The sequence below is a fragment of the Flavobacterium sp. genome (assembly GCF_031409475.1).
GTDB lineage: Bacteria > Bacteroidota > Bacteroidia > Flavobacteriales > Flavobacteriaceae > Flavobacterium.
Window position 1 is genome coordinate 1 of the sequence record NZ_JANNXH010000071.1, and the last position, 13,429, is coordinate 13,429.

At 31.5% G+C, this 13,429-nt stretch carries 11 protein-coding genes; 7 read left to right on the forward strand and 4 right to left on the reverse strand.

Annotated elements, in window-relative coordinates; genetic code table 11:
- From RMO53_RS13695 to RMO53_RS13705, 3 genes are all read left to right on the forward strand, one after another.
- A partial coding sequence (locus tag RMO53_RS13695; protein ID WP_310381784.1) for a DUF418 domain-containing protein occupies positions 1-1,131 on the forward strand: 1,131 nt, incomplete at its 5' end.
- Positions 1,132-1,141: 10 nt separating this feature from the next.
- Positions 1,142-2,890, forward strand: a complete 1,749-nt coding sequence (locus tag RMO53_RS13700) for an alpha-glucosidase (protein ID WP_310381786.1) — start codon at positions 1,142-1,144, stop codon at positions 2,888-2,890.
- A gap of 186 nt (positions 2,891-3,076) precedes the next feature.
- Positions 3,077-4,096: a LacI family DNA-binding transcriptional regulator gene (locus RMO53_RS13705; protein WP_310381788.1), complete on the forward strand. Its 1,020-nt coding sequence runs from the start codon at positions 3,077-3,079 to the stop codon at positions 4,094-4,096.
- Between the two features lie 5 nt (positions 4,097-4,101).
- Here the strand turns inward: RMO53_RS13705 and RMO53_RS13710 are convergent, their stop codons facing one another.
- Positions 4,102-5,277: a proline dehydrogenase family protein gene (locus RMO53_RS13710; RefSeq protein ID WP_310381790.1), complete on the reverse strand. Its 1,176-nt coding sequence runs from the start codon at positions 5,275-5,277 to the stop codon at positions 4,102-4,104.
- Between the two features lie 92 nt (positions 5,278-5,369).
- On the opposite strand from RMO53_RS13710, the gene aroB reads away from it, so the two are divergent.
- The 4 genes from aroB to RMO53_RS13730 all read left to right on the forward strand — a co-directional run bounded on the left by aroB (position 5,370) and on the right by RMO53_RS13730 (position 9,652).
- Positions 5,370-6,437 (forward strand): 3-dehydroquinate synthase, encoded by a 1,068-nt coding sequence (gene aroB, locus RMO53_RS13715; RefSeq protein ID WP_310381792.1) that lies wholly within the window; start codon positions 5,370-5,372, stop codon positions 6,435-6,437.
- Positions 6,438-6,721: 284 nt separating this feature from the next.
- The gene (locus tag RMO53_RS13720) at positions 6,722-8,122 is read left to right on the forward strand and encodes an arginine decarboxylase (RefSeq protein ID WP_310381794.1); all 1,401 of its coding nucleotides are present in this window, start codon (positions 6,722-6,724) and stop codon (positions 8,120-8,122) included.
- 78 nt (positions 8,123-8,200) lie between these two features.
- Positions 8,201-9,172: a deoxyhypusine synthase family protein gene (locus RMO53_RS13725; RefSeq protein WP_310381795.1), complete on the forward strand. Its 972-nt coding sequence runs from the start codon at positions 8,201-8,203 to the stop codon at positions 9,170-9,172.
- 9 nt (positions 9,173-9,181) lie between these two features.
- On the forward strand, positions 9,182-9,652 hold the full coding sequence (locus RMO53_RS13730) for a DNA primase (protein ID WP_310381796.1): 471 nt from the start codon (positions 9,182-9,184) through the stop codon (positions 9,650-9,652).
- A gap of 74 nt (positions 9,653-9,726) precedes the next feature.
- Here the strand turns inward: RMO53_RS13730 and RMO53_RS13735 are convergent, their stop codons facing one another.
- The 3 genes from RMO53_RS13735 to RMO53_RS13745 all read right to left on the reverse strand — a co-directional run bounded on the left by RMO53_RS13735 (position 9,727) and on the right by RMO53_RS13745 (position 13,416).
- On the reverse strand, positions 9,727-10,242 hold the full coding sequence (locus RMO53_RS13735) for a DinB family protein (protein WP_310381798.1): 516 nt from the start codon (positions 10,240-10,242) through the stop codon (positions 9,727-9,729).
- 9 nt (positions 10,243-10,251) lie between these two features.
- Positions 10,252-12,837 carry a phosphoenolpyruvate carboxylase gene (locus tag RMO53_RS13740; protein WP_310381799.1) on the reverse strand — a complete coding sequence of 862 codons (2,586 nt, stop codon included), beginning with the start codon at positions 12,835-12,837 and terminating at the stop codon, positions 10,252-10,254.
- A 99-nt stretch (positions 12,838-12,936) separates the two neighbouring features.
- Complete coding sequence (locus RMO53_RS13745) at positions 12,937-13,416, reverse strand: winged helix-turn-helix transcriptional regulator (protein WP_310381801.1); 480 nt, start codon at positions 13,414-13,416, stop codon at positions 12,937-12,939.
- Positions 13,417-13,429 lie beyond the last annotated feature (13 nt).

The window sequence follows — 13,429 nt, forward strand, 5'->3', positions numbered from 1 at the left end:
GATGCATTGAGAGGATTTGCCATAATGTGCATTGTTATTCTACATAATATGGAACATTTTGAATTCTATTATTATCCAGAACAACTGCCAGAATGGATGAAAATTTTAGATGCAAATCTATTGAGCACAGCCTATTTCTTATTTGGTGGAAAAGCATATGCTATTTTTGCCATACTTTTTGGATTTAGTTTTTACATTCAAAATGAAAATCAAATCAAAAAAGGAAACGATTTTAGACTTCGTTTTTTTTGGCGAATGATGTTGCTGTTAATTTTTGGATTTATAAATACTGCTTTTTATCAAGGAGATATTTTAACATTATACGCCATTTTAGGATTGATCTTAATCCCTTTTAGTAATTTAAATAATAAAACCGTTTTTATAATTGCTACTTTCTTGTTGTTGCAGCCCATGGAATGGGGTAAATTTTTATACCTGACCATAAATCCTGACTTTATTCCTAGTCCAAATTTATCGGAGAGTTATTATAAAGAAGTCGCTGAATATATGACAAAGGGTACCTTTTGGGATTATATGATTGGTGATGTAACTCTTGGAAAAACGGCTTCTGTTTTATGGTCATGGGAAAATGGTCGCATTTTTCAAGCTCCAGCCTTATTCCTATTTGGCATGTTAGTTGGCAGAAAACAACTTTTTGTGAACACATTAGAAAATATATTGTTTTGGAAAAAAGCATTGAAAATTGCAATTTTAACCTTCATTCCACTTTATTTCATCGTTTTACAGTTACCTGATTTTATGGCTAATAAGTTTGCTTTGGCTCGCCTATTAGTTATTGTTTCTTCTTGGTCAAATTTTGCGTTTATGATTATTTTATCCAGTAGTTTTATTCTATTATTCTATACAGAAAAAACTAATAAATTGCTATCAAAATTAATACCCTTTGGAAAAATGAGTTTGACAAATTACATCATTCAATCTATAATTGGCGCAACGTTATATTATAAATATGGTTTTGCATTATACCAATATACGGGTGCAACTATTTGTCTATTTATTGGTATAATTTTATTTTTACTCAATCTAGCGTTTTGTAAATGGTGGTTAAAAACACGCCGTCAAGGACCATTAGAATACATTTGGCACAAAGCCACTTGGATTAAATTTTAAAATAATTATAATGAAAAATATAAACTTAAAAAAAACAATTTGTTTGGCACTTTTATTCCTAACGAATATATCAAAAAGCCAAGTAATTGGGGCTAAAACCGAAACAGTAATTGATAAAAAGTGGTGGAAAGAAGCTGTTGTTTATCAAATATATCCTCGCAGTTTCAAAGACAGTAATGGAGATGGAGTTGGGGATTTAAAAGGAATTATATCCAAGTTAGATTATATAAAAAATCTAGGAATAGATGCCGTTTGGCTCAACCCTATTTACCAATCGCCAAATGATGATAATGGGTATGACATAAGCAATTATCGCGAAATCATGAAAGATTTTGGCACCATGCAAGATTTTGATGAATTACTTAAAGGAATGCACGATAGAGGAATAAAAGTTATCATGGATTTAGTGGTAAATCACAGCAGCGACGAACACGAATGGTTCAAGCAAGCTCGAAGTTCTCGAGACAGTAAATACAGAGATTACTACCATTGGTGGCCAGCCGAAAAAGGAAAACCTACTTACAGATGGAGCTTTTTTGATGTAAATAGTGAAGCTTGGAAATATGACGCAACTACGGATTCCTACTATTTGCATTATTTTTCTGTTAAACAACCTGATTTGAATTGGGAAAACCCAAAACTAAGAAATGAAGTTTATGACATTATGCGCTTCTGGTTAGACAAAGGTATCGATGGATTCAGAATGGATGCTTTTCAGTATGCATCCAAAGATACATCATGGCCAGAATTACCAAAAGGTTATGAAAAACAAATTGAAAAATATTATGGCAAAGGACCTTATTTACACGACTATTTGCAAGAAATGAATCGCGAAGTTTTGAGTAAATATCCAAATGCTATGACTGTTGCGGAAGGCGCAGGAACTTCGCCAAAAGATGCAATGGAATTTGTAGATTTAGATCGAAAAGAGTTAAATATAGCCTATCATTTTGAGAGTGTAAGTGTTGGTAATCGCTTAAGTGATTTGGGATTAGTAAAATTCAAAAATATATTTTCGCGCTATGACGAAACCTTCAAAGATAAAGGATGGCTTTCTATTTTTCTTGCCAATCACGACCAACCCAGAATGGTCAATAAATTTGGGACTGATAATCCAAAATACAAAACTTATTGTTCAAAAATGTTATCTACATTTATACTCACCATGCGCGGTACATCATTTTATTACAATGGCGACGAATTAGGAATGACAAATGCTAAATTCAGTTCGATAGAGGATTATCAAGATGTTGATACACGTAATAGGTATGCTGGTTTAAAAAACAGAGGCGGTGATTTAGCCGCATTTCTAGAAGGACAAAAACAAACTTCGAGAGAAAACGGCAGAACGCCTTTTCAATGGGATACAACCGAAAATGCAGGATTTACAACAGGAAAACCTTGGTTAAAAATGAATCAAAACTACACCACTATCAACGCCGAAGCACAAGAAAAAGATAAAAATTCAGAGTTGAATTATTTTAGAAAATTAACAAAATTACGCAAACAAGAACCGACACTTGTTTATGGAAAATACACACTCTTGGATAAAGAAAATCCAAATGTATTTGCCTTTACTAGAGAATTAAATGGCAAGACACTTTTGGTTTTACTGAATTTTTCTGATAAAGAAGCAACCTATACTATTAAAATTTCAACAGCTAATTCCAAAATAATTTTGAGTAATTATAACGGTACTAAAAACCTAAAAACAAATAATTTACGACCTTTTGAATCAATCATTTTAAAATTGAAATAAGATACTAATTCATAAATAAATCTAGAAAAATCCAAATTCATTAAATAAATATAAGGCCGTCAAAATCTATGCTATTTTCAATATTGCAGCAAACTCTTTTTTTATAAAATATGAAATGCAACAAATAAATTGTATTATTGTATTTAGGAAATCGTATTGTAACCCATATTTAAAGTAAATAGCTCTATGTCAGAAACAACATTAAAAGAGATAGCACAAAAGCTTGGAATTTCGATAACTACCGTTTCAAAAGCCTTAAAAAACTACACCGATGTTAGTCCCAAAACTAAAGCTGCTGTTATAGAATTAGCGCAAGAATTACATTATTATCCTAATAGTTTTGCAGTTAATTTAAGAACAAAAGAATCAAAAACTATTGGACTTATTATTCCTACAATAGTACATCACTTTTTTTCAAATGTCATAGAAGGGATTTTAGAAGAAGCCGAAAAAAGAGATTATTTAGTCATTATACTTCAATCGAACGAGAAATACGAGCTCGAAAAAAAACAAGTAGGACTATTATTAAACAAGCGTGTCGATGGAATTTTAATTTCATTAACAAATGAAACTGCTGAATTTGAGCATTTAAACTCCATCCTAGAACACAAAACTTCACTTGTACTATTTGATAAAATTGCCAAAATTGTAAAATGCTCCAAAGTTATTATTGATGATCGAAAAGCAAGTTATAATGCAGTAACCTTTCTTATAAAAAAAGGATATAAAAAAATCGCTCATTTCAGAGGTTCTTATACACCACAAAATTCAATTGATCGATTTTTAGGGTATAAAAAAGCATTAGAAGATCATGGAATAACTTATGACCCCAATCTAGTTTTTTTGTGTGATACGAATCAAGACTTAATAGATGCGTATGAAAATGCAAAAAAAATAATTACAGAAAATATTGAAGTTGACGCTATTTTCGCAGTTTCAGATTTAGTAGCAATGGGCGCAATGAAATATCTCAAAGAAGCGGGTATAGAAATTCCGAAACAAATTGCCGTTTTCGGATTTAGCAATTGGTATGTAACAGAACTAATTTCACCTAAACTTACCACTGTAGACCAACCAGGATTCGAAATGGGTTTACAAACTGCCTCATTATTGTTTGATGAAATTAACATGAAAAAGAAAAACCTTCCTGTTACCACTAAAACAATTACACTAGAAACCAAAATTATTGAACGCGAAAGTACTTAAAAATCTTATTGCTTTGATTCTTTTCTTCTTTTACGTTCGGTTTTTATCATGGATAATTCTCGGCTCGTTTGCCCTGCAACCGATGTGTTTTCTTCAGCTCTACGAATTAAATAAGGCATCACATCTTTAACTGGACCAAAAGGCAAATATTTAGCAACATTATACTCTTTTGCAGCTAAATTGAAACTGATATTGTCACTCATACCATACAATTGCCCGAACCAAATTCTTGGATCCTTATTTTTTATCTCTTTTTCTTGCATCAAATGCATCAAATAATAAGTACTGGATTCATTATGTGTTCCAGCAAAAATGGCCATTGTTTTAATATTTTCAATCATATATCGAACAGCTGCGTCATAATTTTCGTCAGTTGCCTCTTTTGATATACAAATTGGCGTAGCAAATCCTTTTTCGTCAGCACGTGCATTTTCTTTTTCCATATAAGCACCACGAACCAGTTTCATACCTATATAAAAACCTTCTACTTTTGCAAGTTCATGGAGTTTTTTTAAATAATCTAATCTATCCCAGCGGTACATTTGTAAGGTGTTAAAAACGATTGCTTTATTCGTATTGTACTTTCGCATCATTTTGGTCACTAAATCGTCAGCAGCATCTTGCATCCAACTCTCTTCGGCATCAATCAGCAAAGCTATATCATTTTCAAAAGCTGCTTTGCATACCTTTTCAAATCGAGCTTCTACTCTATTCCACTCTTTTAGTTCGTCAGAATTTAACTGCTGTTGTTCTCCTAATTTTTCATACAATTCAAATCTACCAAAACCTGTAGGTTTAAAAACTACAAACGGAATTGATTTTTTTTCCTTGGCAAAATCAATAATCTTCAATGCAATTTGCATCGCATCATCAAAATGGGCTTCATCCTCTTTACCTTCAACCGAATAATCTAAAACAGATGAAACCCCTTTAGAATACATTTTATCAACAACTGGCACACAATCATCTTCGTTGATTCCGCCACAAAAATGGTCAAAAACTGTGGCTCGAATCAATCCTTCCACAGGCAGTTTTGCCTTAATAGCAAAATTTGTTACTGCAGTTCCTATTCTAACTAAAGGCTGATTATCAATCATTTTGAAAAGAAAATAAGCTCGGTCAAGTTCCGTATCGCTTTTTAACGAAAAGGCAACTTGTGTATTATTGAATAAATTATCCATTTTTTGTGGTATTTTTGTACAAATATAGATAGAGTTTTCAATTTTAATTAGCAAAAATTACCTTATTTTGCGTTTTAAATTAATCAACTGCAATGCAATCAATTCAAGCCAATAATTATCCTATTCATTTCAACGAAAATGGATATGAAGCCCTAAATATTCATTTAAAAGAGAACAACTATTCTAAACTTTTTATTATTGTGGATAGTAATACAAATGATTTTTGTTTGCCCAAATTTTTGCCCTATTTAGAAACGGAACTTTCGATAGAAATAATTGAATTTGATGCCGGTGAAATCAATAAAAACATAGATACTTGTGTTGAGATTTGGAAAGTATTAACAGAACTTGGAGCAGACAGAAAGAGTATTATTCTTAATCTTGGCGGCGGAGTTGTTACTGATTTAGGCGGTTTTGTAGCTTCTACATTCAAACGAGGTGTTACTTTTATCCATATTCCTACTACATTATTGTCTATGGTTGATGCTTCTGTAGGCGGAAAAAACGGTGTAGATTTAGGCAATTTAAAAAACCAAATCGGAGTTATCAATGTTCCCGAAATGGTGCTTATTGACACCCAATTCCTAGAAACGGTTCCGCAAAATGAAATGCGTTCTGGTCTAGCCGAAATGCTTAAACACGGTTTGATTTATGACAAAAAATACTGGGAACAGTTTCTGGAATTAAAAGCGATTGACTTCGCAGACTTTGACGAACTCATTTACCGTTCTGTAGAAATTAAGAATGAAATAGTCCTGCAAGATCCAACAGAAAAAAACATACGTAAATCCCTAAATTTTGGTCACACATTGGGTCACGCGATTGAAAGTTATTTTCTTGAAAATTCAAATAAGACCACTTTATTACATGGCGAAGCAATTGCAGTAGGAATGATACTCGAAAGTTATCTAGCATTACATAAAAATTTAATTTCCATTACTGAATATTCTCAAATAAAAACTACCCTAAAAGCCATCTATGATGACATCGTTTTTGAAGTAAGCGATATCGATCCAATACTTGAATTACTCATTCATGACAAAAAAAATGAATATGGTACCATTCAATTTGCGTTGATTCATGGTATTGGTTCTATAAAAATCAATCAATCAGTTGAAAATGAAGTAATACTTGATGCTTTTAACGATTATAAATTATAGAATTATTTTACAGAAAAGGATAGTGTAACGTATTTATTATTTTTTACATTTGCGCTAATGAAAAAAAATCAAAACTTTAGAAATTATAGTTTAAAACAAAAAAACAATCCATTTTTAAAAATGTTAGTTTGTTTTTGTGCTATCAAAGGATCTTTTAGTTTTGATATTTTTCAATATTTGAAAGTCGAAAATCAAAAACTTCAAATTATTTATGCAAATATTAGAGTTTGAATTTTAGTGAGTTATATTTAACAATACAATTAATATAAAATACTTAAAATCAAATGAATACAAAATATTTCGATTTAATAAATCAAACCTATTATTTCCCGCAAGAAGAATTTACTTTAAACAAAGACAATCTACAATTTCACAATATTGATTTGATGAAACTCGTAGAACAATACGGTACGCCATTAAAATTTACCTATTTACCTCAAATTTCTAACAACATTAACAAAGCCAAAAACTGGTTTCGGAAGTCGATGGAAAAAAACAAATACGAGGCAAAATATTATTATTGCTATTGTACAAAAAGTTCCCATTTTGAATATGTAATGAACGAAGCTTTCAAGAATAATATTCATATAGAAACCTCTTCGGCATTTGATATCAATATTGTCGAAAATTTATTGGCATCAGGAAAAATCAACAAAAACACTTATATTATTTGCAATGGTTTCAAAAGAGACCAATACATAGAAAATATTGCTCGATTGATCAATAATGGATATAAAAATACGATTCCAATTATTGATAATTATGAAGAATTGGACATTTTGCAAGTTAAAATAAAACGAAAATTTAAAATAGGAATTCGAATCGCTGCCGAAGAAGATCCAAAATTTGAGTTTTACACTTCAAGACTAGGAATTGGTTACAAAAACATCGTTCAGTTTTACAAAAAACAAATTCAAGACAATAAAAAGCTAGAACTTAAAATGTTACACTTTTTTATTAATACAGGAATCAGTGATAATGCTTATTACTGGAACGAATTAGTAAAATGTATCAAAGTTTATGTAGCCTTAAAAAAAGAATGTCCAACACTTGATGGACTTAACATTGGTGGTGGTTTTCCAATAAAAAACTCACTCGCATTTGAGTATGATTATCAGTACATGATTGACGAAATCATAAACCAAATAAAAATTGCTTGCGACGAAGCCGAAGTTGATGTTCCTAATATTTTTACTGAATTTGGTTCCTACACCGTTGGCGAAAGTGGCGGAGCAATTTATCAGATTTTGTATCAAAAACAACAAAATGATAGAGAAAAATGGAACATGATCGACTCTTCTTTTATCACCACATTACCAGATACTTGGGCTATAAACAAGCGTTTTATCATGCTGGCAGTCAATCGCTGGAATGATACTTACGAAAGAGTTTTACTAGGCGGAATGACTTGTGATAGTGATGATTATTACAACTCCGAACAAAACATGAACGCAATTTATTTACCAAAATACAACAAAGAAAAACCATTATACATAGGCTTTTTCAACACTGGTGCTTACCAAGAAACCATTGGTGGATATGGCGGTTTACATCACTGTTTAATTCCGCAACCCAAACACATTTTGATAGACAGAGACGAAAACGGGATTTTAGCCACCGAAGTTTTCTCTGAACAACAAACATCAGAACAAGTTCTAAATATTTTAGGATATAATAAAAAATAATTGACTGATTTGTGTTGCAGTTTTCAAAAAAAAATATTTTCTTTGAATAGTCAATTATAAGCCATAAATAAAAACAACATGAGTAAAGGACCGATAAGTCAATTTATCGAAAAGCACTATCTGCATTTCAATTCAGCATCATTAGTCGATGCCGCCAAAGCCTATGAACAACAATTAGCTAACGGTGCAAAAATGATGGTAAGCATGGCTGGCGCAATGAGTACAGCCGAAATAGGAAAGATTTTTTCAGAAATAATTCGTCAAGATAAAGTACAAATTATTTCTTGCACAGGTGCAAATCTTGAAGAAGACATTATGAATTTAGTGGCACATTCGCATTACGAAAGAGTTCCTAATTACCGCGATTTGACTCCAGAAGACGAATGGGCTTTACTCGAAAGAGGATTAAATAGAGTTACAGATACTTGTATACCGGAGCACGAAGCATTTCGCCGTTTACAAAAACACATTTACAAAATCTGGAAAGATGCAGATGATAAAGGCGAAAGATATTTTCCGCATGAATTCATGTATAAAATGTTACTCTCTGGTGTGCTAGAAGAGTATTATGAAATTGATTTAAAAGACAGTTGGATGTATGCTGCGGCAGAGAAAAACCTTCCAATTATTGTTCCGGGTTGGGAAGATAGTACGATGGGAAATATATTTGCATCCTATGTAATCAAAGGCGATCTGAAAGCATCTACAATGAAATCTGGGATAGAATATATGGTTTTCTTATCAGACTGGTATCCAAAAAACAGTAGTAAAGGAATTGGATTCTTTCAAATAGGTGGTGGAATTGCTGGTGATTTTCCAATTTGTGTTGTACCTATGTTGTATCAAGATATGGAAATGCATGACATTCCGTTTTGGAGTTATTTTTGCCAAATTTCAGATTCAACAACCAGTTATGGTTCGTATTCAGGTGCAGTTCCAAACGAAAAAATTACTTGGGGAAAATTAGATATTAAAACCCCTAAATTTATCATCGAGTCAGACGCTACCATTGTAGCACCATTAATATTTGCTTATTTATTAGACCTATAGAATAATTATATGAAAAGAGTAATTGTTGATTATGCAAAACTTACAAATGAAATTTTAACCCTATTGGTCGAAAAATTTCCTGAAGGTTATTATGATTCAAACATTATCCGTTTTAGAAATGCTCAAAACGAATTAATTGAAGCTGTAGAAGTACGAACCGAAGATACTATTTATCTTGTAAAAGTAAGTACTAATCTTGCGGACAGAATCGAAAATTATGACGAAGACGATGAAATCGAAGACGATGTAATTGTTGATGATGATATCGATTCAGACGAAATTGAAACCAATGTCAAACCACTTGGTGGTATTGATATTGATGACGATGATGCAGTTAATGACGATGATGATGACGATGATTCGTATGATAAACCGGATAAAGATAACGGTGATGATAACGAAGATGACGACAATGATGAGGATGACGAAACAGATAGACACAACCAGTCAGATGATGAAGATGATGAAGATGATGATTAGTTATTAGTATAAACAAAAAAGGAACTCAATTGAGTTCCTTTTTTGTTTTAACATTATTTACAAAAAGCAAAATCTTATAAATATCTTTCTATGAAAACTTTTTGATGGTGTTTTTGATGACCTAAAATAATAAAACCAATCGCTCGTACTGAAATAGGATTATCAGAAGCTATACCCATTCGTTCTAATTGATTCGCCGAAAAACTTTTGAACAGTAACAAATTAGATTGTCTAACTGCTGAAAACTCTGATAATAAATCTTGAATACTTCTTATACTTGCATCAGTGTTTTCTACATAACTATTTTCTTCAAAACCTGGTAGTGGTGTTTTGTCGTTTCTAGAAATTCGTAGCGCACGATAACAAAAAATACGTTCCGCATCAATTATATGCTGAATAATATCCTTTATAGTCCATTTGCCTTCAGCATAACGGTAATCAAATTTATCCATTGGAATATTTTGAACAAATTTTATAAAATCATGTAACGAAATTTCTAATTCTTCAATTAAAGATACATTCTCTAATGCATTAATATAAGTGGCATTAAAAATAGAATATTCATTTTTGGGCAATTGATTTGAGTTCATGTTTTTGTTTTAAGCGGAGTTTCTACTAGCGTTTGTATTTCCAAAAAGAGAACGAGTTACTATCTTTTCATACACTTTAATAAGATTTTCATCAGGATTCGCTTCTTTATTTAATTCGTTTATTCTTAATAAAGCATTTTGCTGTATTGTTAATAATGGCAGTACAATACGCTCTCTTATTTGAATTGATGCTTTACCATCAGGGTAATTTTCCATCAATTCTTTATGTCCCGCTATTTTGAGTAATAACCGTTTAGTTTCAAGAAATTCATCGTAAATAATTTGCCAAAAAGCACCAAACTCTGGGTCTTTTCGCATATAAGCCGTTAATGGGAAAAATGATTTTGCCAATGACATCATACTGTTTTCTAACAATGTTTTGAAAAACAAAGAATGGTCATACAAATCCTGAACTTTATCCCATTGATTCGTTTCTTCAAAATGTTTTAATGCTGTACCAACTCCAAAAAAACCGGGCACATTTTGTTTTAATTGACTCCAAGAACCTACAAAAGGAATTGCTCTTAAATCAGCAAAATCAAGGTGTTCTGATTTGCTTCTTTTGGAAGGGCGACTTCCTATATTTGTTTTGGCATAATATTTCAAGGTACTCATCTGCTCGAGATACGGTATGAATTTTGGATGGCTTTTAAAATTCAAATATTTTTGATATCCTAATTCTGCCAGTTGCTCTAAAATAGCCGCTTCGTCTTTTGTCAATTCATTTTTACCTTTACTAAAAACTTGATTCGTAAGTCCTGCACTTAAAAGATTTTCTAAATTATAACGGCAAGAATCAAGCGTCCCAAAGTTCGAACTTATAGTTTGCCCTTGAACCGTAACTTGAATTTCATTGTTTTCAATTTTTGGACCTAATGATGCGTAAAACTTATGAGTTTTTCCACCACCACGCGCTGGTGGTCCACCACGACCATCAAAGAAAATTACTTTTATTCCGTACTTTCTTGAAATTGTTGTCAAAGCTTCTTTGGCTTTATAAATACTCCAATTTGCCATTAAATACCCTCCATCTTTTGTACCGTCAGAAAAACCAAGCATAATAGTTTGCTTATTATTTCTATTGTCCAAGTGGTTTGAATAAGTAGGATTTGTATATAATTTCTCCATAATTATGTGAGCATTTAACAAATCATCAACAGATTCAAATAACGGAATAATATCAACTGACGGATTTTCCCAGTTGCTTAAACGAAACAATGCATACGCTTCCATAACATCGAGTGCACTGTCATTATTACTAATAATATAACGGTTTGCACCGAACTCTCCATTTTTTTCTTGAATGTTTTTTATAGCTTGAACGGACTCAATTGTTGACTTTGTAATTTCGTTTTCAAATACATCAGGGTTAATATTTCCCTTAACATTTGACAATATTATAAATTTTTCTTCATCGGGTAGTTCAAAATAATTTTTTGGAAAAACAGTAGGATTAGATTTAAGATAATAATCTACAACATCCTTAAAAACAACATCATGTATCTTACTGTTTTGTCGAATATCTAAAGAGGCAAAATGAAATCCAAAGAGATTTACTTTTATGAGCAGTGACTCTAATTGGTCTAAATACAAAGATTGGTGTTTATCTACCAGAATATTTTTTATTTTATTTAATTGTGATTTAAACTCTTCAAGAGTAATGAATATTTCACCTTGAGAATAAAAAACAGAACGATACAGTTTGTTTTCAAGTTCAGCAACTAAAACATTTACACCTTCAAAAGTCAACTTTCTTTTTAAATTTCGCATTTCAAAATAATAACATTTCAAAATTGAAGACCGTAAACGATCTGCTACTTTCATTGTAATTTCTGTTGTTACAAATGGATTTCCATCTCGATCTCCACCGGGCCAGAATCCAAGTTTTATTAATGAATTTTCAAGCGATTGTCCATTCAAAACATTTTTTTGAAGGTAATGAACGATTTCCCCAGACGTTTCATAAAACACATTTTCGAGGTACCAAATCAAACTTACTGCTTCGTCGTATGGATTTGGCTTTTCGGATTGAATAAAAGGTGTTTTTCCTAATTGTGCTAATAATTGTTTAATATCTAGCAAATTGTTTTCACGAATTGAGTTTGTCAAATCGTTAATGATTCCGAGTACTGCTCCTGGGTAAAACTGTGTTGGATGAGCGGTTAAAACCGTTCTAACATTGAAGTTTTCTAAAAATTCTATGAGTTCTTCTTTTTTATCTTTTGCATCAGATTTTTCTTTAATATCACGAAGTGAACCTCTACCTTCCATGTTATTAACAACAGGAAAAGCGGCATCTTCAATGGCATCAAACAAAACGATTTGGCGTTCTATGTATTGAATAAAACGAAACATTAAATCTATTTTTTCGGACTCTGAAGCGTCATTCAAATATTTTTTTGAGAAAAAATCTACAATTTCTTTTGGAGTTTCTTGCTTTTTGAAACCGGTATCACAAACATCGGTAAACAAAGGAAGTAAAACTCCCGTATTATCTATTGAATCAAAAGGCAAAGTAATAAAAACACTGTTGTAAATATGATATTTTGAAAGCACGTTTTGGTTGAAACGTTCTATTATTGGTAGCGTGTACATAATTCGATTATAGTTAGTTAATTTTTATAAAAAATTTCAAAAAAAAACCTCAAGAATAAACTTGAGGTTATATTTTTAAAATATAGCGTTCAAGATTAATTACATATTTTTAAAAATAGTATGCATCAAGCGCTTCTTATCGTTTATACTTTCCTCTAGGGAAATCATAGTTTCTGTTCTATAAACACCATCAATATCATCAATCATAAAAATTACATCTTTTGCATGTTTAGTATCTTTGGCTCTAATTTTGCAAAAAATATTAAATTTCCCTGTAGTTACCGAAGCAACTGTTACAAATGGAATTTCATTAATACGCTCCAATACAAATTTAGTTTGTGAAGTGTTGTTTAAAAACACACCTACATATGCAATAAATGAATACCCTAATTTGTCGTAATCAAGCACAAGAGAAGAACCCATAATTATACCAGCATCTTCCATTTTTTTTACCCGAACATGAACAGTTCCTGCAGAAATTAATAATTTCTTTGCGATATCTGTAAAAGGAATTCTGGTATTGTCAATCAACATATCCAAAATTTGATGATCTACTTCATCTAAACGAAATTTACTCATAACTCTTTAATTA